The organism is Luoshenia tenuis (genome assembly GCF_014384745.1).
In the GTDB taxonomy this organism is placed as follows: Bacteria; Bacillota; Clostridia; order Christensenellales.
Window position 1 is genome coordinate 464,914 of record NZ_JACRSO010000002.1, and the last position, 23,453, is coordinate 488,366.

Below are 23,453 nucleotides of genomic sequence, written 5' to 3' on the forward strand. Positions count from 1 at the left end.
GCTCACAGTTGGGGCGCGCGCCAGGTATAGTGCAGCGCGGGCGATAAAGGATCCTCCCCCGGCGCCACGGTCTTGTAGGCCGCATTGATCCCCTTATCAAAAAAGGTATTGTCAAAAAAGTCCAGCATCACGCCCGCATCCTGCGCGGTAAAGCCGTGCCCGCCCTCCCGGTAGTGGATGGCGTTTTTACCGCCCGCACCCAAAAAGCGGTAGACCTCTTCCGCCGCGCGCCAGGTGACATACGTGCCGTAGGGGTTAGCGTAAATATCGTCTAGCGCCTCAGTGGTGATGGTGGGCCGGGGCGCCACCAGCGCCCGGGCGATATGCAGGTCAAAGGGCAGGTAGTCCTCCCGGCCCAGGCCGCGCGTCCCCTGCTGGTCGCCATAGGCTGCGCCCAGCTCCTCCAGGAACCAGAACCAGAATTTCGACGGACGGATCATATCCCCCAGGCTCTCGTATAACCCCGTCCCTTCGCCCATGCGCCCGCCCATAAAGCGGAAGCATCCGCCGCCTCCGCAGCCCGAGGCGCTGATGGCGCAGATGGCAAAGCGCTCGTCATTGGCCGCGGCGCACAGCGCCACCTTGCCCGCCCGGGAGCAGCCCGTGGTCACCAGCTTTTGCGCGTCCACATAATCGGTGGTGCAAAGGTAATCCGCCACCCGGCTCTGCCCCCAGGCCCACATGGCGATGGCCTTCCAGGTGTAGCCCGGATAGGCTTTTGCCAGCGGGCAGGCGGCAAACGCCTCCTTCGTGATGGCCCGGTTTTCCATGCCGCTGTCCGGCGCCAGGTCAAAACAACTGTACTCGGCCAGTACATAGCCCCTGGCAACGGCCTTCTCCTCGTCGGGAAAGGGCGTCTGCCGGTCAAACGCCGTGCGGATAATGGCTGGAAAACGCCCCGGCCGGTTGGGCCGCAGGATCTTGGCCTGCAGCGCGACCTCCCCTTGCGGGCCGCAGGTGATGCGCACCGTCTGCCGCAGGGCCGCGCCGCCAAAAGTCGCCTGCATTTCCACGACCTCGCCCTTCGTATTGCCCGGCGGCGGCGGTATGGTTCCATAGAGCATATCCTGCAGCATCTTTTTCCAGTATGCCCGCTGGGCCGGCCACTCCTCCGGCCGGTTCAGGCGGGTGCCGTCTGGCCGGATAAAGGGATCCGGCAGCTGCGCGCAGGGCGCTTTTAGCGCATATTGCGCCATCCATCTTTCTTTCATCCTCATTCCCCCTCCGTTTATCCTGCTGGGCTTATATGGCCCTGGCAAAGGGCCGGCCCTAATCTGTTACTAAGATTATAACACTTTTTGCCGATTATGCAATCGTCCTTTCAAATTGCAAAGACATAATTTCCCAATTAATATGGCGCCAGCGTGGCGCTGCCTTATGGCGTTCAAATTCACCTGCGACACCGTTAGATTCTTTCTGCATGAATACGATATGCATCTTGCTTTTCCCCCTAATCCTTGGATATAATGAAACGGAAAGGTTTGGTGATAACATGAGTCAGAATCCACTCATCCTGATCTGTGACGATGATCCCGTGGTACATGAATCCCTGGGTATCTACATGGATGCAGAAGGGTATTCGCATATTTCTGCCTACGACGGCGAGGAAGGCCTGCGCATGGTACACGAGGAGCATCCGGACCTGATGGTTTTGGATCTGATGATGCCCAAGCGCAGCGGTATTGACGTTTGCCGCGAGATCCGCACCTCCAGCCAGCTGCCCATCATTATGTTGACGGCGCGCAGCGAGGAGGTCGACCGAATCCTGGGGCTGGAACTGGGCGCGGATGATTACATCGTCAAGCCCTTTAGCCCCCGCGAGGTATTGGCCCGCATCAAAGCAGTGCTGCGGCGCATCGGCGAAAATGGCAAGCGTGCCGCCACTGAGATATTGACCTTTGGCCCGCTGGAGATCAACTTGCAGCAGTATCAGATCAAGCTGAACGATCAGGTCATCCCCAGCACGCCCAAAGAGGTGGAGATCCTCCATCTGCTGGCCTCGCAGCCCGGGCGGGTGTTCTCGCGCGAGCAGATCCTCTCCCAGGTTTGGGGGTACGATTACTTCGGCGATACCCGCACGGTGGATACCCATATCAAGCGCATCCGCCAAAAGCTGCCCCAGAACAACGTCTTTAGCATTTTGACGGTGTACGGCGTGGGCTATAAATTTGAGGTTCTCGCATGATACGCAGCGTTTTTTTAAAACGAATCTTAGGTCTGGTGCTGGCGACGATACTCGTTTCCTTTACATTGACAGCTTCGTTTTATTTCTTCGCCGCAGGAAACATATTTACACAAATTAAAGCGCGGGAGTTTAAACCCCGCGCTCAAATTATTGCCCAAATGACGGTGGAATACCTGGACGGGCAGTTCAGCTACACGGTGTTTGACCGGATGCTGCGCTCAAACGATGCGGGGTGGGACGCGCGCATCTGGGTGGTGGATAGCAGCGGGCAGCTGATCATCTCCTCCCAGCCGGACTTAAGCCAGGTCTTTGCCGAGCGGTTCTTATCCGCCATGTCCTCCGAGGTGGAGCAGACCCTCTCGGGAGAGGACATCCTCTTTACCGGCAACCCCGCCGGCTTTTCCGAGAGCATGCTGGCCATCGGCATCCCCGTTCGGGATGAGAGCGACCAGGTGATCGGCGCGGTGCTGCTGGCCAAGTCCATGGACGAGATCCAGTCCGCCATGGGGGATCTGAGCAAGGCGCTGATCATGAGCACGCTGCTGGTGCTGTTTTTCATGGTGCCGGTCACCTACCTATTCTCCCTGCACCTGGCCAAACCCATCTATCAGATGCGGGATGTGGCCCTGGCCATGGCGGGGGGCGACTTTTCCGCCCGGGCGGATACCGTTAAAAAAGGCGAACTGGGCGAGCTGGGTGCCTCGCTGAACCACATGGCTAGCGAGCTTGGCAGTAACCTGCGCGCCATGACGGTGGAGCGCAACCGGCTGATGCAGATTTTAAACGGCCTGGTGGAGGGCATCGTCGCCGTGGACAACACCGGCAGGGTGACCCATTCCAACGCCGCGCTGCTGGGGCTGTTCCATAACGAACGGCGCACCACCCCCATCCCCCGCCATCTGCTGATTCCGCTGGACTCAGTATGGCGAGATATCACCGCCGTGATCCGGGATAACCAGACCATTGAGCGCAATATCACCTATCAGGATATCATCATCCACTTTAGCGCCTCTCCCTTGGCCGATGAGGGCAACCGGGTGGCCGGCGCGGTGGGTGTTTTTCGGGATGTGACCGCCCACGAACGCCTGGAGCAGACCCGGCGGGATTACGTGGCCAATGTTTCCCACGAGCTGCGAACACCGCTGACCTCCCTGCGCGGGCTGGTAGAGCCGCTCAAAGAGGGGCTGGTCAAAAACGAGGCAGATAAGCAGCGCTACCTGGATATTATCCTGCGCGAAACGCTGCGCTTGAACCGGCTGGTCAATGACTTATTGGAGTTGAGCCGCCTGCAGTCGGGCACGGCGGCCATGAGCCGGAATATTTTTGATCCTTATAACGCCATTGCGGATGCTACCGAGCAGTTTATCAGCCAGGCCGAAGATAAGCAGATCGCCCTGGAGCTGGAGCTGCCCGACCCCATGCCCAAGGTTTTTGGCAATCCGGACCGGGTCGAACAGATTTTGGTCATCCTCATTGACAACGCCATGAAGTACACCCCCACCGGCGGTACGGTCTGCGTGCGGGCGGTGGAAAAGCCGGAATGGCTGGAGGTTTCCGTCAGCGATACCGGCGTGGGCATCAGCACGCAGGATCTGCCCCACGTGTTCGAGCGGTTTTATAAGGTCAATAAGGCCCGGGGCAAGACCGGGACCGGGCTGGGCCTGGCCATCGCCTACGAGGTTATGAGCGGGCTGGGCGAAAAGATATGGGCCGATAGCGAGCCGGGAAAGGGCAGCCGTTTTGCCTTTACCCTGCACTATACGCAAGAGCAGCCCCCGGAAGCATAATAAAGGTTAAGTTCAAAGCGCCCGCCGGAGATTTCCGGCGGGCGCTTTTGGTTTTGCTACCGTCTGCGCTAAGCCCTATGTTTTTTAGTATAACCTTAATGCGCCAGCCATATTTCCTTCACCTTCTCCCCTTATGATAGGTGCAAATAAGAGGAGAAAGAAGGGCCCATCGTGTTTTCAGATTCACACCGACAGGTTCTGGTTTTTGTTACCGATCAGTTTTGTTGCGAGGCGTTGATCCACCGCGGGCACCAGCTCGCCCTGAAAAACCACACCAGCCTGGCCGTCGTATCCATCCAGCCGAAAAGCCGCCCCGCCAAGGGCAATGCGCAGGCTCTGCGTTACCTGCGCCAGGTTTCCCAGGGGTACCGGACCGATATGGCGATCTGCTACCATGACGACCCCATTGCCTGCGCCTGTGCCTATGTGGACCGGGCCGATCCGCTGGTGATCGTGACCGGCGCGCCCAGGGGCTCGCGCTTTACTCAGGCGCTTGCGGCCCGGTATCCCGCCGTCCCGCTGATTGCCGTGCAGGCGCCGCCGCTGTCGCGCGCGTTCGCGCAGCGTCCCTTTGCCCACCAGCGCTTGGGCCAGGTCGTTCGCGCCCTGTCCTAAAGCGTTCTACCCTCTCTAACAAAGGCCGTCTCTCTGCGGGGACGGCCCTTGTTTTCATGTTTGCGATATGGTACGATACCCCCGTGGCGCGTCTTGCCGGCCACAAAACCGTAAAAAGGGGGATACGCTATGCGGCGGAACGATTGGCTGCTGGCCGGGGCGACGGTGCTGACCGCCCTTGGCCTGATGCTTGCCTTTTTTCTCTATCCCCAGCCAACCGGCCAATGGGTAACCGTCGCCGTAGAAGGGCGCATTTTCGCCCAGTATCCTCTGGCGCAGGACGCCACCTATCGCATTGAAACCGCGCAGGGGTATAATCTGTTGCAGATTGAAAACCGCCAGGTAAAAATCGTACAGGCCGACTGCCCGGATGGCTCCTGTACCCACCAGCAGCCCCTAGGCGAAAACGGGGGCGGCAGCATCGTCTGCCTGCCACACCATCTGGTGGTAACATTAGATACGCAAAAGGAGGGCGGGATCGATGCGCTGGTCCAGTAAAAAGAGCGCCCCGCCCCGCCCCTATTTTACCGCCCGGCGGATCGCCACGCTCTCGCTGCTGCTCTCCCTCTCCCTCATTTTTGGGTATGTGGAACGGCTCTTCCCGCTGGATGCCGCCATTCCGGGGATCAAGCTGGGGCTTGGAAACCTGGCGGTCGTGCTGGCGCTGTACCTGCTGGATGCGCCCAGCGCTGCGCTGCTCTCCCTGCTGCGGGTGGGGCTTGGCGGGCTGCTATTTGGCAATATCGCCTCCCTGGCCTTCAGCTTCTCGGGCGCGGTGCTCAGCCTGATCTGCATGCTGGCGCTCAAGCGTACGGACTGGTTCAGCCTGGCAGGCGTTTCCATGGCGGGCGGGGTCTGTCACAACGTCGGGCAGCTGGGGATGGCGGCGTTTTTCACCCAGGTGCCGCAGGTCTGGTATTATCTGCCGGTTTTAATGCTGACCGGCCTTGCCACGGGCTTGCTCAACGGGCTGATCGGCCTGGGCATCCAAAAACGTCTATCCCGCATCACGCTGAGTTAGCGGCCGCCCCAAGGGGCGGCTTTTTTATGGCCCTGCAGGCGTTGATTTGAGAATTCGCCCAAAAGCCGCTATAATAAAGACATTCAAGCGAAAGTTGGGGAGTTTTGTCATGTTGATTGCAGATCTGCACATCCACTCAAAATACTCCCGGGCCACCAGCCGGGATTGCACGCCGGAATTTTTGGACCTGTGGGCGCGGCGCAAGGGCATCGGCCTGCTCGGCACGGGGGATTTTACCCACCCCGCCTGGCGGCAGGCGTTAAAGGAAAAGCTGGTCGCCGCCGAGGAGGGGTTTTACCGCCTGCGGGATGAACTGATCCAGCCCGATGCCACGCCGGGCGCCGTCCAACCCCGCTTTGTGGTGACCGGTGAGATCAGCTCGATTTATAAAAAGAACGGCAAGACGCGCAAGGTGCACAACGTCATCATCCTGCCCGGTTTAGAGGAGGCCGAACTGCTCAGCCAAAAACTGGAGGCCATCGGCAACATCCATTCGGACGGGCGGCCGATCCTGGGCCTGGACAGCCGCGACCTTTTGGAGATCACGCTGGAATCCTGTCCGCGGGCCATCTTCATCCCCGCCCATATCTGGACGCCGCACTTTTCCCTGTTTGGCGCCTTCTCCGGTTTTGATACGATTGAAGAATGCTTTGAAGACCTGACCGGCCATATCCACGCGCTGGAGACCGGCCTTTCCTCCGATCCGGCAATGAACGGGCGCGTCCGCGCGCTTGACCGCTTTGCGCTGGTATCCAATTCGGATGCCCACTCCCCCGCCAAGCTGGGGCGCGAGGCCAATCTGCTAAATATCGACATGACTTACAGCGCCCTGTACGCTGCGCTTCAAGGCGAAAACCCCCAGGGGCTGGCCGGCACCATCGAATTCTTCCCCGAGGAGGGCAAGTATCACCTGGATGGGCACCGGGCCTGCAAGCTCTGCCTCACCCCGGCGGAAACCCAGCGCTACGGCGGGCGCTGCCCCGTCTGCGGCAAAAAGCTGACGATCGGCGTCCAGCATCGGGTGGAACAGCTGGCCGATCGGCCTGAAGGCTATTGCCGTCCCGACGCACGCCCTTATGAAAGCCTGGTCCCCCTGCCGGAGGTGATCGCCGCCTCCACCGGCCTTTCCGCCGGTTCAGTGAAGGTCGCCCGGCAGTATCAGGCCATCTTGCAGGCTCTGGGGCCGGAGTTCTACATCCTGCGCGAAGCCTCCATCCAGCAGATCGTCCAGGCCGCCGGCCCCTGCGTAGCGGAGGGTATCCGCCGGCTGCGCCGCGGCGAGGTGCGCCGCAAGGCGGGTTATGATGGCGAATACGGCGTGATCGGGCTGCTGGACCCCTCCGAGATCGAGACCTTAAACGGCCAGCTCACGCTGCTAGAGGGCTGGGCGCCCCCGGCGGCACAGCCCGCCCAAAAGGCGCCGCTTCCCCCTGTCCCGCCGGCAGAGCAGGCCGCGCCAGTTGAGCGCGAAGCCCCTTTGGCGGACGCTGCCCTTGGCGACGGGGACCCGCTGCTGGCAGGGCTGAATCCCGAGCAGCAGGAGGCCGTCACCTCCACTGCGCCGGCCCTTGCGGTCATCGCCGGGCCGGGTACGGGCAAGACCAAAACCCTGGTCTCCCGCATCGCCTATCTGATCTCCGTTCGCAAAGTCAAGCCCTCCGAGATCACGGCCGTCACCTTTACCAACAAAGCCGCCGCTGAGATGCGCCAGCGCCTGGAACAGGCCCTGGGCGGAAAGCGTGCCCTGCGTGGCATGTCCATCGGCACCTTTCACGCGCTATGTCTGGAATATCTGCGCGAGACCGGCGGGGTCACCCTGTTGGATGAGGATGGCGCGCGCCGCCATGCCGCGGCGGTCATTCAGGCGCGCAACCTGCGCCTGACGCCGGAGGCCTTTTTGCGCGCGGTCTCCATCCGCAAAAACGGCGGCGAGGGCGATGGCATTTCCGACGAGGCCTTTGCCCTATATTGTGACCGTCTGAAAAAGAGCGGCGCCGCGGATTTTGACGATCTGCTGGCCGATACCCTGGCCGCCTGGCAGCAGGGGCTGCCCGATGCGCGCCGGAAAAACCGTTTCCGCTATTTGTTGGTGGACGAGTTTCAGGATATCAACCCCATCCAGTACCGCCTGATCCGCGCTTGGGCGCAGGAGGGCGAAAGCCTGTTTGCCATTGGCGACCCGGATCAGTCCATCTATGGTTTCCGCGGGGCGGACGCCGCCTGCTTTGAACGCCTGCAGGAAGATTGGCCTGCGCTTTGCACCATCCACCTGCGGCAAAATTACCGCTCCACCCCGCAGGTGCTACGCGTGGCCCTGCCGCTGATCTCCCACAATCCCGGCCAGGCAAGGGCGCTTCTGCCTCACCGGCCGGATGGCGCGCCGGTAGGCCGCGTGGTGGTTAAGACGGACCTTAGCGAGGGCATCTTTATCGCCAAGCAGATCGGCCAGATGGTCGGCGGACTGGATATGTTGGAATCCGGCGCCCTTGCCGCCCCGGCGGACCGGGCGCAGGGCTATGGCTTTTCGGATTTCGCCATCCTTTACCGCACGCACCGCCAGGCGGAAATGCTGGAAAAATGCCTGCGCCAAGAGGGCATCCCCTATGTGGTTTCCGGCCGGGAGGACGACCTGTCTAGCGAGGACGTGTGCGGCGTGCTGGGCTTTTTCCGCTTCCTGGCCGATCCGCAGGATGCCCTCTCCCTCACCCGGGCGCTCAAGGTCCTTTTTGGCTGCCCGGAGGCATTATCTGAGAGCTTTGCCGCGCTATGGGAGGGCGCAGGGCACCAGATGCTCACCCCTGCGCTGTTGGAGGCGCGGGCCGCAGCCTACCTGGGCGCGGCCCACGTCGGCCCATTGATCGAGGCGGCGGGCGCCTTTTTACCCCGTATGAAAAAGGAGAAGCCCCGCAAGCTGATCGAAGAGCTTTGCTCCGCCTGCGCGCTGAAAAAGACGCCCGCGCTGGAGCACCTGTTGGGGCGGGCGGTGTTCCATACGGATATGGCGGCGTTTCTGGATAACCTGGCCCTGGGGCAGGAGGCGGACCTGGAGCGCAGTACGGGGCACGCCTATGCCGCCGGCGCTGTACGGCTGATGACGCTGCACGGCGCCAAGGGGCTGGAATTCCCCGTGGTCTTTCTGTGCGGCGTTAAAAAGGGCATGATTCCGCTGGAGACGCCCTATAGGCCCGCGGATATGGAAGAGGAACGCCGTCTGTTTTACGTGGGCATCACCCGCGCGAAAGACAGCCTGTACCTTTGCACCGGCCCGGAGGCTTCCGCCTTTATGCAGGAGATCCCCGCGGCCGACCTGAAGCCCATCCGCGCCAACCCCAACGCCGCGCAGGGCGCGCAGCTCAGCCTGTTTGGAAAGGTTTAGAGCACAAGATAAAAAGGATGACAAGCCATCGCTTGCCATCCTTTTTTATTGCCCGCGCTCTTTTCACAGCAGGGTAGCGGTATAACAAAACTGTGTTATTTCTGTCGATACCGCCGCATCAGCGCCGAGCTCCAGGAGAGCAGCTGCCCATAGCACGCCGCCCAGCGCTCCGGTTCCAGCTCGTTTCGCCGCTTGTAGGCCGCAAATATCTGCGCGCGTTCCCCGCTTACCCGTTCCTCCATCTGCCCGGCATTGCGCGGATAGAACCCCGTTTCCAGATAAAGCTCGGCCTGCAGGATAAAAAAGGCCGCCTTATACAGCCCGGGCAGCGCTTCGCCCGGTTCCTCATGGACAAAGGCGTGCGCCAAAGCGTGGTAGAGGGCGGCCGCGCCGTTTTGTATGGCTGTGGCCACATCCGCCCGGTCAATTGGGGGCACCAGCGGCTCCAGCTCGCCGTAAATAGGGCGGGTATCCCGGCAGAACTGAAATAGATCATACCGCGGCCAGGCCAGCAGCTCTTCGCGGCCGGCGATAAATCCGCAGCTGCGCTCCCGCAGCGGCATCTCCTCCAGCAGCGCCCGGTAACGCTCCAGGTCCTCAAGGCCCACCTCATCCAAGATCACCACCAGGTCGATATCGCTGCCCGCCCCCGCCTCGCCCCGGGCAAAGCTGCCCTGCAGCCCGATAAAGGCCACCCGCTCCCCAAAGGTCTGCAAAAGCCGCGCCTGCATCTGCGCTAACCAGCTGCTTATCTCCATTTCATTCCACTCCTTTCTTTGTCGCGTTTTGCCAGCATACCATACCGCTGGCCCTTTGCGCAAGCCTTCATAAAAAAGGCCGCCGGATCGAATTCCGGCGGCCGCTTTCGTCCCGCTTTATCTCATTCTATAACGCATCCCCCTAAAGGAAGACAAATTCGTTGTCTGTTCTCCCTCTTTTACACAAGGGTATAATGCCCGCGCTTTGACCCCAAACCTAACGCGGCGTTTTTTTATTGGGTTGAAGCGCCCGTTCACCGTTCTTCGAGCACCTTGCCCCGGCCGGATTGTTTGCGATATTGCAGCGGCGTCAAGCCCGTGTGCTTTTGAAAAATCTTAATAAAATAGCTTTGGGAGGCGAAGTTGAGAAACCGGCTGATCTCGGCAAAGCTGTAGCTGGAAAAGCGCAGCAGCTTTTTGGCCTCCTCCACCCGTTCCATCTGGATATAATCCACTACCGAAATGCCTACTTCCTCTTTAAAGATATGCGACAGGTAGCGCGGGCTTAAATGGACATAGGCCGCCAGATCCTTTAACGTAATATCAAAGTGCAGGTGGTGGTAGATATACCGCTGCGCCCGGGCCACCTGTTGGGAGAGCGCGCGCCCTTTTTTGCGGCCGGCCACGCACTCGGCAAAATCCAGCGCCATCTTATCGGCCATCGCCACCAATTCCTGTATCTCCTCACAGCTCTCGGCCCGGTGCACGTAGCGCTTGCTGATCGGCGTTATTTCCTCCATATCTAGCCCGCTGGCCACCGTGGCCCGCGTAAAGGCCACGCTTGCGGCGATCACCAGATTTTTGGCCCGCCGCAGCGGGTCCTCCCAAGGGTAATCCGGCGGGTCCAGCGCCGCGACCGCCGCGCCGTTGCCGCTGTCGATCAAAGCTTTTAGCCGCTGGATATCCCCGTCACGGATGCACTCTTCAATGTGCATCACATTGATCAGGTACGTCCGCCCCATCTGCCTTTCCGTGTCCGGCAAAATAGCCAGTTCCTGCAAATCCTCCCGCCCCGGCACCAGCCATTCTTGCTCGTCTTTCTGGATCTCATCGAGCTTGAGCGGCTGCTCAAAAATAGCAAAATAAACCGCCCGCACCAGGTAGGTAAAGGCCGTTACATCCACCTGCGGCATCTGGCTGAGCAGTTCAAATAACAGGCGTACATCCTCCCCGCCAAAAACGGGTTCAATGTCCGCCAGATCGGCCAAGTTTGTGCGGCTGAGCAGGCCCGGGCCGATAAACACATAATATGTCTTTTCCAGTTCAAAAGCCATGCAGGCGTAAAGCAGCTGGGCGTTAAAAGCCCCCATCACCGGCCCGCGGGCCACCCGCTCTACCAACTTTTGCTGCAGGGATGGCGAAAGCTTCAAGTTCTGCATCAGGCTCGTTCGTGGATAGGCCATGACCAACTGTTCAGGCCCTTCCATGATGTGGATGGGCACGCGACTGATCCCGTAAAGCAGTTTACACGCCTCCGAAATTGCCTCCCATTGCTTTGCAGCTCTCAATCGTTATCCTCCTCCTTTTTACCTACGGACAGTATAGCATATTTTCCTGGCAAAATCGCCATCTGTACCCGGCTTTTATTCAATTCTCCCGGGATAAAATAGCGCCTTTGGCTGCAAACTATCATCATAGCAAAATATGTAAGGAGGCACCACCAATGAACCCATTTGAGCTTAAACCCCGTTCGCTCGAATCCTGCATTCGAGACTGGAGCGGCATGTATCCCAAACCCTACGACAAGCGCCAGACCGATCCCTATACCAAGACCCGCATCATCTTGATGAACGGCACCGAATTTGAGGCCGTGTATTTCTCCCATAACTTTTCGCGCAAATGCCCCAATAATGACCTTCGCCGGGAGCTGGCCCTGCTGCGGCGCATCGAGCAGCAGCAGCAAAAGACCATCAGCATGCTCAAGCCCGCGGACGAGACCATTTTGGAGCAGACCATCGGCTACGAGCAGCTGGCTGTAGACCTGACGGCCCGCATGGCGCAGTGCGAAAAGGATAAAAACGTGCGCGCCGCGCTGGACTTTGCCCTGCTGGAGGATTTTGACCACCTTTACCGCTACGCGGACCTGATGGATATGGAGACCGGCGAAAAGGCCGAAAACCTGGTGGGCCGCTATACCGAGATCATGCCCGGCAGGCCCACCATCGCCCACCACCGCCACCCTTATGATGAGATCAAGCCCTATATCCACGACGCTACGGCCGACCCGCTGACCAAGCTGCACGCCTCCATCATCACCGCGGCCGAGCAGCAGACCATGAACTATTACATGAACGTGGGCTGCTTTTACCCCACCGAGATGGGCCGTAAGCTGTATATGGAGATCGGCCTGGTGGAAGAGCAGCACGTATCCCAATACGGCAGCCTGATCGATACCACGACCACCCTATTGGAGTGCCTGGTCATGCACGAATATACCGAATGTTATCTTTATTATTCCTGCTACCAGGATGAAACGGACCCGGCCGTCAAGGCCATCTGGGAGCAGTTCTTTGAGATGGAGGTCGCCCATCTGCATAAGGCCGCGGAACTTTTGGCCAAGTATGAGAACAAAGAGGCCTGCCAGCTGATCCCGCAGGGCGAATTCCCCGAGCTGCTGAACCTGGGCAGCAATATTGATTACGTGCGCCATGTGCTCTCCACCGTGAATATGACGGCGGATAAAGAGGGTTATTGCCCGGTAGATAAGCTGCCCTCCGATTCGGACTTTATGCGTTACCAGCAGTGGGTGAATGAAAATGTGGACGGTGTGCCCAGCCATCAGGTGATCGAGCAGTACATCGCCCTAAAGGGAGAGGATTACCGGTTTGAAACCGCGCCCAACCCCATCGACGCTTTGCAGGACCGCACCCAGGACAACACTACCGTGGGGCGCAAATAGCGCGCTAAAACCCATAAACCGCATCTTTAAGCTACAAGCAAGGGACAGCAAAATCGCGTTTGTCCCTTGCTTTCTTGTTATAAAAGGCGTAGACTGGTGTTCAATGGCATCCAATTCTATATGAGCAAACCTGCGGAAACGTAGGGACGCAAAGCCACAGGGCCTTCTTCTGTCGTATCAGAAATGGCAGCCGGTTGCGAACGACGCAAGCAGATCAGCACATTGCGCTTTTTTACCTGCCCGGTCCCACCCGGGCAGTTTTTTTATCCATTTCTGCCTCCATCAAATTAGCACCTTATGAGGCGCCCAAGTGACAAGCGATACACACATCCAACAACATCCACGAAGGGAGACCGTATCCATGAAACATCCAACTGCCAAGCGCATCGGCGCGCTGCTCCTTACCCTGGCGCTGGTCTTTTCCCTGCCGGGCCTGATGGGTCTGGCACAGGGAGATGCACCCCAACCCACGGTGTTTGAGGGGGACATTTTTATCACCTCCGGCTATGGCGGCGGCCTTAGCATTGATGGTTTTACCCGGGAATATATCGCCTCTTTAAACGATGCGCAAAAGGCGGATATCGCGGTATCCATCCCCGCAACGTACAAAGGGAAACCGGTTACGGCATTGGGCGAAAAGGCCTTTGCCACCTTTATCCCCAAGTATGATTATTATGATAGCACGGTAAACTTTACCTCGCTGGACCTGTCCGGCGCCCAAAATCTTACCGCCATCAGCAATTACGCCTTTTACTCCTCCCGGGGGGCAAACGGCTTTACCGGCGTGCTAAGGCTGCCGCCCAACGTGCAGTCTATCGGTTCGTGCGCGTTTCAAAACTGTGCCGGCTTTTCCGGCGACCTGACCTTGCCAGACAGCCTTACCGCCCTAAGCAACTCCAGCTTTGATGGTTGCAGCGGCTTAAACGGTGCCTTGCGCCTGTCAACCAACCCTAGCTTTACCGCGATCCCCCAGCAGGCCTTTAACAATTGCGGCTTTACCGGCACGCTGACCCTGCCGGCCAACATTACCTCCATCGGTCCAAAGGCGTTTAGCAATACCCGCTTTAGCGGCGCCCTAAACTTGCCTGATACCATCCATGCGATCAAAAGCGCCGCATTTAGCGACTGCACCGGCTTTACCGGTGTCCCCAGGCTTCCATCGGGCCTGGCCGTTTTGGAGAGCCAGACCTTTCAGGGCTGCTCCGGGCTGAGCGGCGCGCTGGTTCTGCCGGACACGCTGACCTCCATCGGCTCGCAGTGCTTTTACGGCACCGCTCTTGAAACCGTGTATCTGCCGGATAACCCGGATACGGTACTGGTCAACGGCGGCTCCGCCTTTAATTCCTGCGGCAAGCTCACCGCCCTGGTCAGCCCCGCGGCGCTGTACGAAAACTACAAGGCCAAGGTCACCGCCTCAACCCCTAAAAAGCTGCTGGCTTACCCGGTCACCGTCACCTTTGAGGGGACCGGCGCCGCTATCGAGCGGCTGTACAACTTACCGCTGAACTATGTCCGCAATGCGCAGGGCGTCTGGAGCGCAGACTCCGGCTATGCCCTGCCGGAGGTGACCTCCAGCACCCAGCCGGGATTTGACCATGTATGGAGCTTTACCGATACCGGCCTCCCCACCCAAGCCGGGGTGAGCCCTGCAAGTAAAGTTACGGGCAGCGTGCTGCACGCCGTCAACATCTATAGCGCCCCGGTCATTACCCAGGGTGAGCCCACCCTGCACAAGGAATACGATGGCACGCAGAGCCTGCTCTCCATCACCGCAACCCATCCGTTAGCCGACCAGCTGCTGATCTACTACGATTGGCATAAAGTCAACCATTACCAGGGCGGACGCGTGCAGTGGAGCACCAGCAACACCTACGCCGTGCAGGAGATTGAAGACAGCGCCGGCGGCGAGGATTCCTGGTATCAGGTCACCGTGTACGCCTATGACCGGGCTACCCAAAAACAGTTTTTCAAAAGCGGCGAGTACTATTTTGACGTTGAGATCACCCACCGGACCCCCACCGTCAACCCCAGCTGCGAAACCACCGTCTTTATCGGGGATGGGCTGCCCGACCTTTCGCTCTCCCCCGGGGACAGCCAGGGCACCATCGCCTGGGACCCTGAACAGACGCCCGCCCTGGGGCAGGCCGCTTACAGTTGGACCTTTACCCCTGCCGACCCGGCGCACGACCTGACCGTTACCGGCGCCGTTACGCTGCAATTTATCGATACGCAGCCCATCTCCGTTACCGTACAGGGCAACGGTGCGGTCACCCCTGCCGGAGCAGCGGTGGATGCCCCCATCGGCCAGGACATGACCTTTACTTTTACGCCCCAAGCGGGCCATAAGGTAGCGGGCATCACCGTGGATGGCGCCGCCCAGCCCGCCGCCAGCGGCTACACGTTCTACAACGTGCGCAAGCCCCACGCCCTAACGGTGGAATTTGCCCCCCTCGCCGCCGATGACGCGGAGGATATGATCGCCTCGCTTCCGTCCATCGCAGATGCGCAGACGCCTCAGGAGGCCGCCCAGGCGGCCGACGCCATATTGGCCGCTAAAGAGCATTATGAGGCGATGCCTGCCGGGCAGGACAGCATATCCCCCGCGGCGCGCACGGCACTGCATGAGGCGCTGGCCACCCTGCCCCAGGTGCAGGTTTCCGTCCATCTGGACCCCGCCGTACAAGCGGACCGCGTATCCATCGCCAATCCCAGCGATCTGCTATCGGCCATGACGCAGCAGGAGGCGCAGGCGCTGCGAGATGGCAGCATCGAAAAATTCGAGCTGGTGCTGGCGCTGGGCCCGGCAGCCCCCTCTGCGCAAGAGGCGCAGGCGCTGATCCAGGCGCTGAAGGACCAGCAGCCCGGCAGGCAGTATGGCATTACCCTGGAAAAGCAGATCACCAGCGGGGGCGTTACGCAGGGGCAGGTATTGTCCGCCCTGCCCGCGCCTATCCATCTGGCTTTTCCCATCCCGGAGGAACTGAAAGCCCCCGTCCCGCTCCACCGCAGCTATTGCGTACTGCGCGCCCATACAAACGCGGATGGCGCTGTGCAGATCGATCAGCTAAGCGACTCCACCCCTTTAGCGCCCGATGTGATCACCATCGCTACCGACCGCTTTTCCACCTATATGCTGGCCTACCAGGATGCCCCGGAGCGCTACGCCGTCACTTTTGAGACCGATGGCGCCGGCACCGTCCCCGCACAAACGCTGGCCTATGGTGAAAAAGCCGCCCTACCTGCCCAGCCGGAAAAAGCCGGTTTCCGCTTTATCGGCTGGTTTGCCGCCGGTGCGGACTCTCCCTGGGACTTTGATACGCCCATTACTGGCCCTATAACGCTGTGCGCGCGCTTTATTCCCATTCCGGCAGAGGCCACAGCCTCGCCCGGCGCCGGCTCTCCCCAGGCCACGGGCGGGACCTGTGGCCAAACCACGCCTGCCACCGGAGATAGCGCGCCTTATCTGCTCTTTATCGCCTTGTGCCTTGGCAGCGCGCTGATCCTCTCCATTGCGCTGGGCTTGCGCTACCGGCGCGGCCGTTAGCGGCCCTCAAGATCCAACCTCTTAAGCCCCGAAAACGGCCTTTGCCCGTTCGGGGCTTTTCGTTATTCTGCGCGAAATTGCGCAGCCCGAATTGTATAAATGAGCAATTCGCAAACAATTTGCCTCTTAACTTGCGTCCGCGTTTGGCTTTAGCTACAATAAAAGCAAATCCATGCGTTTATAAAGATAGACAATGTAAAAGGGGGATACCCACTATGCAGATCGTCGATCTGGCCACCAACCACCTGACCAACCCGCTTGGCTATGCGCTGGGCGGAGCGCCGCGCTTTTCCTGGATGGTGGAGGGCGCCAAGGGACGGGCGCAAAAGAGCGCGCGCATCGAAGTCGCCCTGGATGAGGCATTTACAACGCTGCTTTACGATACCGGCTTTGATCCTTCGCTGAGCAGTATCTGCACCCCGCTGCCCCAGCTTGCGCTGGCCCCGCGCACCCGGTACTACTGGCGGGTAAGCGTACTTAGCGATGCGGACGAGCGGGCGACCAGCGCACCGGCCTGGTTTGAAACCGCCAAGCTGGATGAGCCCTGGCAGGCCCGCTGGATATCCCCCGTCCAACAGGAAAAGCGCCATCCCATCCTGTTTCGGGATTTTAAAGTGGAAAAGCCCATCCGCCAAGCTCGGGCCTACGTATGCGGGCTGGGGCTTTATACCCTGACCTTAAGCGGCGTGCCCGCCAGCGAGGATTGCCTGACCCCAGGCCTTTGCGCCTACGATAAATGGCTGCCCTACCAGAGCTATGACGTGACCGGACTGATCGTCCCGGGCGAAAACCGCATCCAGATCCAGCTGGGCAACGGCTGGTACAAGGGGCGCTATGGGCTGGACATCACGCGGGAGTACCACTACGGCGAGGATTTTGCCGCCATCTGCGAGCTGATCCTGACCTATGAGGACGGCACCGAGCAGGTGATCGCCAGCGATACGCGCTGGCAAAGCCTGCGCTCCTGCATCTTGGATTCCAGCATTTTCGACGGTGAGCGGCGGGACGATACCCTTTTGCCCGGGGAGGCCTGCGCCGTGCGCGAAATAGCGCTGGATAAGGGGTTGCTCCAGCCCCGGCGCAACCCGCCGGTGCGCATTATGCAAACGCTCTCCCCAGTGGCCGTTATCCGCACCCCCGCCGGGGAAACCGTGCTGGATATGGGGCAAAACATGGTGGGCTGGCTGGAGTTTACCTGCCGGGCGACCAAGGGCAGCGAATTCTACCTGCAGTTCGGCGAGGTATTGCAGGATGGTAATTTTTACCGGGATAACATGCGCACCGCCCTTTGCGAATACCATTATGTATCCGACGGGAAGCAAAAGGCCGTGCGGCCTAGCTTTACCTTTTACGGCTTCCGCTATGTCAAGCTGACAAAGTGGCCCCAGGATGTGACCCTTTCGGACTTCCGTGGCCTAGTGCTGTATACCGCCCTGCCCGCTACGGGCAGCCTGCTTACCGCAAATGAGAAGGTGAACCGGCTCATCCAAAACACCCTATGGGGCCAGCGCGGCAATTTTGTGGATAACCCTTCCGATTGCCCCCAGCGGGATGAGCGCATGGGCTGGACCGGGGACGCGCAGATCTTTTTTGATACCGCTGCCTACAACATGGACGTCTACCCGTTTTACAGCAAATACTGCTACGACCTGGCCCGGGAGCAGGCGGCGCTGGAGGGCTGCGTGCCCGTGGTCATCCCCAAGCACGACGTGACCCAGAAGGGGGCCTGCGCCTGGGGAGATGCGGCCACCATCATTCCCTGGCGGCTGTATGTGCGCTATGGCGATGTACAGCTTTTGCAAGAGCAGTATCCCAGCATGAAAGCCTGGGTGGATTATATCCGCACCCGAGACCGGGAAACCGGCGATACCCGGCTTTGGCAGGGGGATTTCCATTACGGCGACTGGCTCTCCTTAGACGTGGAGGACCCGGTGGAAGAACGCTTTGGCGGCACGGATCACGTGTATCTGGCCAGCTGTTACTATTACTACTCCGCCACGCTGGTCTCCAAAGCCGCGCAGGTGCTGGGGCTTGCCGCGCAGGCCCAAAGTTACGCCGCCCTGGCCGGGGAGGTGCGCGCCGCTATCCTGAACACGTACTGCACCCCCACCGGTCGCCTGGCCGTCAACACCCAGACCGCCTATGTGCTGGCGCTGTATATGGATATCCTCCCGCCCGAATGGCGCGGGCAGGCCGCCTATGACCTGACGCAAAAGCTCAAGCAGGCCGATTATCACCTGCGTACCGGCTTTATCGGCACCCCCTACCTTTGCAGGGTACTGACCGATATCGGCCGGAACGATATCGCCTACCGCCTGTTGCTGCAGGAGGATTTCCCCAGCTGGCTGTATCAGGTCAACATGGGGGCCACCACCATCTGGGAGCGTTGGAACTCCATCCTGCCCGACGGCAGCATCAGCGATACCGGCATGAACTCGCTCAACCATTATTCCTATGGCTCCATCGTGCAGTGGCTGTATCAATACGCCGCCGGTATCGTCCCCCTGGAGGACGCCCCCGGCATGGGCCGCTTTGCCATTGCCCCCCATCCAGACCCCGCCATTGGCTGGATGCAGGCCCGGTATAAGGCCCCATCGGGGGAGATTGCCGTGGCCTGGGCCTATGACGAGGGCGGCCAGTTCAGCCTGGAGGTGAGCGTGCCCTTTGGCGCGCAGGCGACGCTCACCCTGCCGGAAGGGGCGGACAGCGCGCCAAAGGTGCTGCACGCTGGGCAATACCGCTGGCAGTACCCCGCTCTAAGCGCACAAAAGCTGCCGCTGGACCTGGACACGCCGGTTTTGGAGATCTACCGCCATCCCCGCGCCGTCAAGGTGTTGGAGGCGACCTTCCCGGAGCTGACGGGCATGATGCTCTTTGACATGTTTGCGGGCCAGCGCAGTTTAAACGACCTCATACGCGACCAGTTCATCGCGCCGGACGATCCGCGGCTAAACGGCCTGCCTCAGGCGCTCTCCGCGGTGGCGGATGAGAAGGTGGCCCGGCAAAAGCGCACACGCTAAGATCAAATGGCGGCCAGTTTTATTTCACAGGATAAGGAGAAGTTATGGAGAAAATCATTCAAACGCCCCGACTGACCCTGCGCCCTATACGCGAAACGGATTTTGAAACGACTTACGCCTATACAGGCGACCTTGAGGGGACAAAATATATGGTCTTTTTGCCCCACAAGACCCCGGATGAGGCGCGTAAGTTCCTTCGGGAAGCGGCGCAGGAATGGGCAAAACCCCATCCCGGGTATTTTGAGTTTGCCGTGCTGCTGCAGGGCAAGCACATCGGCGGGGTCGCCCTCACCCCTTGCGAGGAGGAAGGCACCGGCGAGCTGGGCTGGATCCTCCAGCGGGCGCATTGGGGCAAGGGCTACGCCACCGAGGCAGCGCAGGCGCTGGTAGGCTTTGCCCGGGAGATCGGGCTTCAAAAGCTGATCGCCCACTGCGACCACCGCAATACCGGCTCCTACCGGGTGATGGAGCACCTGGGCATGGCGCTGGAAAAGACCGGCGTGCGCCCTTATCAGGAAGCCGGGGCGCCCGTGGCCGAATATCAGTATGCCTTAACGCTCTAGCCGGATAGTGCAAAAGCCCTGTCAGAAAACCGGCGGGGCTTTTTTCATCCCCCGGCGTCCACCGCCATTCAAGAAGGATGGTACGCAATTTGTCCGCGGCGCAAAAACCGCTCGCGGAAGGATTGTGGAATACGCTTGACTTAGAGTGCACTTGAAGTGTTATGATAACGGTCTAACATGATGTAAGGGGAGAGAAACATGATTTATCGCGAATTGGGCCGTACCGGCCTTAAAGTCAGCCAGATCGGGTTAGGATGCGAAGGGTTTGCCGGCAAGGACGAGGCACAGGCCAGGGCGATGTTCGACCTGGCGCTGGCCCACGGGGTCAACTGCATGGATCTTTACAGCCCGGACCCGGAACTGCGCAGCCTGATCGGCCGCCTGCTGCGGGGCAGGCGCGAAGGATTTGTGATGCAGGCCCATCTTTGCACCATCTGGGAGGACGGACAATACCGCGCCACGCGCCAGCTGGACGAGGTGCGCGCCTCATTTGAGGACTTGCTCGCCCGCCTGGAGACCGACCGGGTCGAGATCGGCATGATCCACTATGTCGATTCCATGGCTACCTGGCAAGCGCTTGCGGATGGGGGGATCATGGCCTATGCACAGGCGCAAAAGCGGGCCGGGCGCATCGGGCATATCGGCATTAGCAGCCACAACCCCGCGGTGGCGCTGGAGGCCGTGCGCAGCGGGCTGATCGAGGTGCTGATGTTCAGCATCAATCCCTGTTACGATCTGCTGCCCGCAGATGAGGACTGTGAGCGGCTGTGGGCGGAGGAAAGCTATCAGGGCGAGCTGATCAACATCGACCCGGAGCGCGCCCAGCTTTACGAGACCTGTCAACGTCTAGGCGTGGGCATCACTGTCATGAAGGCCTTTGGCGGCGGCGATCTGTTGGGGGCGGATTCTCCCGCCGGCAGGGCGCTGACCGTCAACCAATGCATCCATTACGCCCTGACCCGCCCGGGCGTATCCAGCGTGATGGCCGGCGTACACAGCACAGAGGAGTTGACCGCCAGCCTAGCCTACGAAAGCGCCCCGGAAAGCGCGCGGGATTACGCCGCAGCCTTGGCCAGCTTCCCTAAGATCAGCTGGCAGGGGCACTGTATGTACTGCGGCCACTGCGCGCCCTGTCCCAAGGGCATCGATGTGGCCAGCGTCACCAAGTTCTTCCATCTGGCGCGGGCGCAGGGCGGCATCCCCGAAACGGTGCGCGAGCACTACGCCGCCCTATCCCATACCGCGGGCGAATGCATCCGCTGCGGCGCCTGCGAGGCCCGCTGCCCCTTTGGGGTGGCCATCCGCGAAAACATGGCCCAGGCCCAAGCGCTGTTTGGCGCATAAGGGTATAAACAGCAAAGCCCTCCCCTAAACCAGGGGAGGGCTTTTTTTGGGGCTTTGTCCTCGTTTAAAGGTCGTCCGCATCCTGAACGGGTTTGACCAGCGGCTCTACAGGCCGTCCGGTATACATGCCCAGCGGGTCGCTCTTAGCCGAATAGGCGGGGCTCATGGCCTCGACCACGCTCGCCACCTTCGGGCTTAAACGGTTTTTCTCCCTTTTCACGCGTGCATCACCTCATGCTACATTATGCCCGAGCCGCGGCAATGCTTATTCCCTTTATCCGGTTGACCGAACTGGCAAATTTTATCCGCCGCGCTGATCGCGTCGTTGCCCTTCCGATTCACCCGCAAAATTTCGCCGGCTTGCGCCATTTGCCGCCATACGGTTGACAGGCCCGGCTTTCGCGGCATATAATTAGAATGCTAATAGTTGTATTTCTAATTGTTTAAAACATTCATTCCAAAGGAGTATTATGAAAACGCCGTTTTATCTGTTGCTGCTCAAAACCCACAACGCCCAGCGTATGCGCATCCGTCCCCATATGGAGGGGCTGGGTCTCTCGCCCGGGCAGCCCAAAATGCTCAGCTTTTTACGCATGCACCCGGGCTGCATGCAGCGCGAGCTGGCCGAGGGGTGCGATATCGAGCCGGCCACCGTATCCCGTCTGCTGGAAAATATGGAGCGTGCCGGTCTGATCACCCGCCAGCCTTCCCCGGACAGCAAGCGCGCGGTCTGCGTTTCCATCACGGAAAAGGGCATTGCCGCACAGCAGGCCATGGCCACCGGCTGGCGTAAGGTCGAGAGCGAGGCCCTGTCGGGCTTTACACCGGAGGAAAAGGAACAGTTTACCCAATACCTTTGCCGGATGTATGGCAACCTCACCGGCAAGGACATCGAATAAAGGAGCGTGGGATTATGGAAAATACCAATGCCCAGCAGGCACAATTCGTTAAAATGACCCAGACCCCCATTCCCCGCCTGATCGCCGGGCTGGCGGTGCCCACCATCATCAGCATGCTGGTCACCTCCATCTACAATATGGCCGATACCTTTTTCGTCTCCCAGCTGGGCACCAGCGCGGCTGGCGCGGTGGGCATCGTCTTTTCCATCATGGCCATTATCCAGGCGGTGGGCTTTACCCTGGGGATGGGCGCCGGCGCTACCTCCAGCCGGCTTTTAGGGCAGCAGCAAAACGCGCGTGCCAACGCCGTTGCCTCTACCGCCTTTTTCACCGCACTGGCTTTTGGCCTGCTGCTTACGGTCTTTGGCCTGCTCTTTATCGATGGGTTGATGCGCCTGTTGGGGGCCACCGGTACCATTCTGCCCTACGCGCGGGATTACGCGCGCTATATCCTGCTGGGCGCGCCGGTCATGGCCTGCTCTTTTGTGCTTAACAACGTGCTGCGCGCCCAGGGCCGCGCTACGCTGGCCATGGTGGGCATTGGCTTAGGAGGCGTGCTCAATATCGGGCTGGATCCCTTCTTCATCTATACGCTCAATCTTGGCATCTCCGGCGCAGCCATCGCCACACTGATCAGCCAGTGCGTCAGCTTTGGCATCCTGTTTAGCTTCTACCTGCGCGGAAAGTCGATCATTAAGATCTCCGCCCGCGCCATCGCACGCGATGCGGGCACCTATGGCCTGATCCTCAAAACGGGCATGCCTTCTTTCTGCCGGCAGGGGCTGGCCAGCATGTCCACCGTGGCGCTCAATGTCAACGCGGCGGTGTACGGGGATGCGGCTGTGGCCGCCATGAGCGTGGTCGGCCGCATTTTCATGTTCATCCTCTCCGCTATGATCGGCTTTGGCCAGGGCTTTCAGCCGGTGGTGGGCTATAATTACGGCGCCAAGGAATATGGGCGCGTGCGCCAGGCCTTCTGGTTTACCTTTAAGGTGGGAATGGTTCTGCTGGGCGTGATGGCAGTAGCCGGCTTTTTCGTAGCCCCTCAGGCGATGGCCCTATTCCGTCGGGACGATATGGAAGTCATCGCTATCGGCGCGTTTGCCATGCAGGCCCAGTGCCTGGCCCTGCCGCTCCAGCCGCTGATCGTGTGCTGCAATATGACCTTTCAATCCGTGGGCAAGTCCTGGCAGGCTACCTTCCTGGCCGCAGCGCGCCAGGGGATCTTCTTCCTGCCGCTGATCGTACTGCTGCCCCAATTTATGGGATTGACCGGCGTACAGCTCACCCAGCCCTTGGCGGATGTCCTGAGCTTTGGCGTAGCCGCCGTGTTGGCTGTGCGATTTTTCAAAGAATTGAAGGTGCTGGAAGGCGATGTGGGGGCCAGCCATGGCGCGCACGCCCTGCAATCCCGCTGAGTGCAAGACCGATACTTAAAGGGC

The 23,453-nt window shown here is 60.0% G+C and carries 18 protein-coding genes and 1 riboswitch; of the genes, 13 read left to right on the forward strand and 5 right to left on the reverse strand.

Annotated features, from left to right (window positions below; all coding sequences use genetic code 11):
* Positions 1-2 precede the first annotated feature (2 nt).
* On the reverse strand, positions 3-1,211 hold the full coding sequence (locus H8699_RS07115; protein WP_249285065.1) for a glucuronyl esterase domain-containing protein: 1,209 nt from the start codon (positions 1,209-1,211) through the stop codon (positions 3-5).
* A 94-nt stretch (positions 1,212-1,305) separates the two neighbouring features.
* Positions 1,306-1,437: a hypothetical protein gene (locus tag H8699_RS12450; RefSeq protein ID WP_283244165.1), complete on the reverse strand. Its 132-nt coding sequence runs from the start codon at positions 1,435-1,437 to the stop codon at positions 1,306-1,308.
* 55 nt (positions 1,438-1,492) lie between these two features.
* Between H8699_RS12450 and H8699_RS07120 the strand changes: the two genes are divergently transcribed.
* From H8699_RS07120 to H8699_RS07145, 6 genes are all read left to right on the forward strand, one after another.
* On the forward strand, positions 1,493-2,185 hold the full coding sequence (locus H8699_RS07120) for a response regulator transcription factor (protein WP_138296262.1): 693 nt from the start codon (positions 1,493-1,495) through the stop codon (positions 2,183-2,185).
* On the forward strand, positions 2,182-3,972 hold the full coding sequence (locus H8699_RS07125) for an ATP-binding protein (protein WP_249285066.1): 1,791 nt from the start codon (positions 2,182-2,184) through the stop codon (positions 3,970-3,972). The genes H8699_RS07120 and H8699_RS07125 overlap by 4 nt, the downstream gene beginning before the upstream one ends.
* 171 nt (positions 3,973-4,143) lie before the next feature.
* A complete protein-coding gene (locus H8699_RS07130) occupies positions 4,144-4,587 on the forward strand; it encodes a hypothetical protein (RefSeq protein WP_138296264.1) in 444 nt (147 codons plus the stop codon).
* A gap of 129 nt (positions 4,588-4,716) precedes the next feature.
* The gene (locus H8699_RS07135) at positions 4,717-5,085 is read left to right on the forward strand and encodes a NusG domain II-containing protein (RefSeq protein ID WP_249285067.1); all 369 of its coding nucleotides are present in this window, start codon (positions 4,717-4,719) and stop codon (positions 5,083-5,085) included.
* A complete protein-coding gene (locus tag H8699_RS07140; RefSeq protein ID WP_249285068.1) occupies positions 5,069-5,608 on the forward strand; it encodes a Gx transporter family protein in 540 nt (179 codons plus the stop codon). Before H8699_RS07135 ends, H8699_RS07140 begins: the two co-directional genes overlap by 17 nt.
* A 109-nt stretch (positions 5,609-5,717) precedes the next feature.
* Positions 5,718-8,984 (forward strand): UvrD-helicase domain-containing protein, encoded by a 3,267-nt coding sequence (locus tag H8699_RS07145; RefSeq protein WP_249285069.1) that lies wholly within the window; start codon positions 5,718-5,720, stop codon positions 8,982-8,984.
* Between the two features lie 95 nt (positions 8,985-9,079).
* On the opposite strand, the gene H8699_RS07150 is transcribed toward H8699_RS07145, so the two are convergent.
* Both H8699_RS07150 and H8699_RS07155 read right to left on the reverse strand, forming a co-directional pair.
* Positions 9,080-9,742 carry a nucleotidyltransferase domain-containing protein gene (locus H8699_RS07150; RefSeq protein WP_249285070.1) on the reverse strand — a complete coding sequence of 221 codons (663 nt, stop codon included), beginning with the start codon at positions 9,740-9,742 and terminating at the stop codon, positions 9,080-9,082.
* Positions 9,743-9,996: 254 nt separating this feature from the next.
* On the reverse strand, positions 9,997-11,250 hold the full coding sequence (locus tag H8699_RS07155) for a helix-turn-helix domain-containing protein (RefSeq protein WP_249285071.1): 1,254 nt from the start codon (positions 11,248-11,250) through the stop codon (positions 9,997-9,999).
* 155 nt (positions 11,251-11,405) lie between these two features.
* Here H8699_RS07155 and H8699_RS07160 point away from each other — a divergent pair, with 155 nt between their 5' ends.
* From H8699_RS07160 to H8699_RS07180, 5 genes are all read left to right on the forward strand, one after another.
* The gene (locus H8699_RS07160; protein ID WP_249285072.1) at positions 11,406-12,641 is read left to right on the forward strand and encodes a hypothetical protein; all 1,236 of its coding nucleotides are present in this window, start codon (positions 11,406-11,408) and stop codon (positions 12,639-12,641) included.
* A gap of 113 nt (positions 12,642-12,754) precedes the next feature.
* Positions 12,755-12,843, forward strand: a riboswitch (cyclic di-GMP riboswitch).
* Positions 12,844-13,002: 159 nt separating this feature from the next.
* On the forward strand, positions 13,003-16,185 hold the full coding sequence (locus tag H8699_RS07165; RefSeq protein ID WP_249285073.1) for a leucine-rich repeat protein: 3,183 nt from the start codon (positions 13,003-13,005) through the stop codon (positions 16,183-16,185).
* 215 nt (positions 16,186-16,400) lie between these two features.
* Positions 16,401-19,205, forward strand: a complete 2,805-nt coding sequence (locus H8699_RS07170; protein ID WP_249285074.1) for an alpha-L-rhamnosidase — start codon at positions 16,401-16,403, stop codon at positions 19,203-19,205.
* A gap of 44 nt (positions 19,206-19,249) precedes the next feature.
* On the forward strand, positions 19,250-19,768 hold the full coding sequence (locus H8699_RS07175; RefSeq protein ID WP_249285075.1) for a GNAT family N-acetyltransferase: 519 nt from the start codon (positions 19,250-19,252) through the stop codon (positions 19,766-19,768).
* A 198-nt stretch (positions 19,769-19,966) separates the two neighbouring features.
* Complete coding sequence (locus H8699_RS07180; protein ID WP_249285076.1) at positions 19,967-21,112, forward strand: aldo/keto reductase; 1,146 nt, start codon at positions 19,967-19,969, stop codon at positions 21,110-21,112.
* A gap of 64 nt (positions 21,113-21,176) precedes the next feature.
* Here the strand turns inward: H8699_RS07180 and H8699_RS07185 are convergent, their stop codons facing one another.
* The gene (locus tag H8699_RS07185) at positions 21,177-21,332 is read right to left on the reverse strand and encodes a hypothetical protein (protein WP_249285077.1); all 156 of its coding nucleotides are present in this window, start codon (positions 21,330-21,332) and stop codon (positions 21,177-21,179) included.
* A 250-nt stretch (positions 21,333-21,582) separates the two neighbouring features.
* Between H8699_RS07185 and H8699_RS07190 the strand changes: the two genes are divergently transcribed.
* Together H8699_RS07190 and H8699_RS07195 are read left to right on the forward strand one after the other, a co-directional pair.
* The gene (locus tag H8699_RS07190; protein WP_249285078.1) at positions 21,583-22,011 is read left to right on the forward strand and encodes a MarR family winged helix-turn-helix transcriptional regulator; all 429 of its coding nucleotides are present in this window, start codon (positions 21,583-21,585) and stop codon (positions 22,009-22,011) included.
* A gap of 14 nt (positions 22,012-22,025) precedes the next feature.
* Positions 22,026-23,429: an MATE family efflux transporter gene (locus H8699_RS07195; RefSeq protein ID WP_249285079.1), complete on the forward strand. Its 1,404-nt coding sequence runs from the start codon at positions 22,026-22,028 to the stop codon at positions 23,427-23,429.
* The last annotated feature ends 24 nt before the right edge of the window (positions 23,430-23,453 follow it).

Bases quoted from the DNA above. Each gene is read 5' to 3' on its own strand.
- H8699_RS07140 (WP_249285068.1), top strand. From the start codon at position 5,069: ATGCGCTGGTCCAGTAAAAAGAGCGCCCCGCCCCGCCCCTATTTTACC.
- H8699_RS07120 (WP_138296262.1), top strand. From the start codon at position 1,493: ATGAGTCAGAATCCACTCATCCTGATCTGTGACGATGATCCCGTGGTA.
- H8699_RS07190 (WP_249285078.1), top strand. From the start codon at position 21,583: ATGAAAACGCCGTTTTATCTGTTGCTGCTCAAAACCCACAACGCCCAG.
- H8699_RS07135 (WP_249285067.1), top strand. From the start codon at position 4,717: ATGCGGCGGAACGATTGGCTGCTGGCCGGGGCGACGGTGCTGACCGCC.
- H8699_RS12450 (WP_283244165.1), bottom strand. From the start codon at position 1,437: ATGCATATCGTATTCATGCAGAAAGAATCTAACGGTGTCGCAGGTGAA.
- H8699_RS07145 (WP_249285069.1), top strand. From the start codon at position 5,718: ATGTTGATTGCAGATCTGCACATCCACTCAAAATACTCCCGGGCCACC.
- H8699_RS07160 (WP_249285072.1), top strand. From the start codon at position 11,406: ATGAACCCATTTGAGCTTAAACCCCGTTCGCTCGAATCCTGCATTCGA.
- H8699_RS07165 (WP_249285073.1), top strand. From the start codon at position 13,003: ATGAAACATCCAACTGCCAAGCGCATCGGCGCGCTGCTCCTTACCCTG.
- H8699_RS07175 (WP_249285075.1), top strand. From the start codon at position 19,250: ATGGAGAAAATCATTCAAACGCCCCGACTGACCCTGCGCCCTATACGC.
- H8699_RS07170 (WP_249285074.1), top strand. From the start codon at position 16,401: ATGCAGATCGTCGATCTGGCCACCAACCACCTGACCAACCCGCTTGGC.
- H8699_RS07125 (WP_249285066.1), top strand. From the start codon at position 2,182: ATGATACGCAGCGTTTTTTTAAAACGAATCTTAGGTCTGGTGCTGGCG.
- H8699_RS07150 (WP_249285070.1), bottom strand. From the start codon at position 9,742: ATGGAGATAAGCAGCTGGTTAGCGCAGATGCAGGCGCGGCTTTTGCAG.
- H8699_RS07195 (WP_249285079.1), top strand. From the start codon at position 22,026: ATGGAAAATACCAATGCCCAGCAGGCACAATTCGTTAAAATGACCCAG.
- H8699_RS07115 (WP_249285065.1), bottom strand. From the start codon at position 1,211: ATGAAAGAAAGATGGATGGCGCAATATGCGCTAAAAGCGCCCTGCGCG.
- H8699_RS07180 (WP_249285076.1), top strand. From the start codon at position 19,967: ATGATTTATCGCGAATTGGGCCGTACCGGCCTTAAAGTCAGCCAGATC.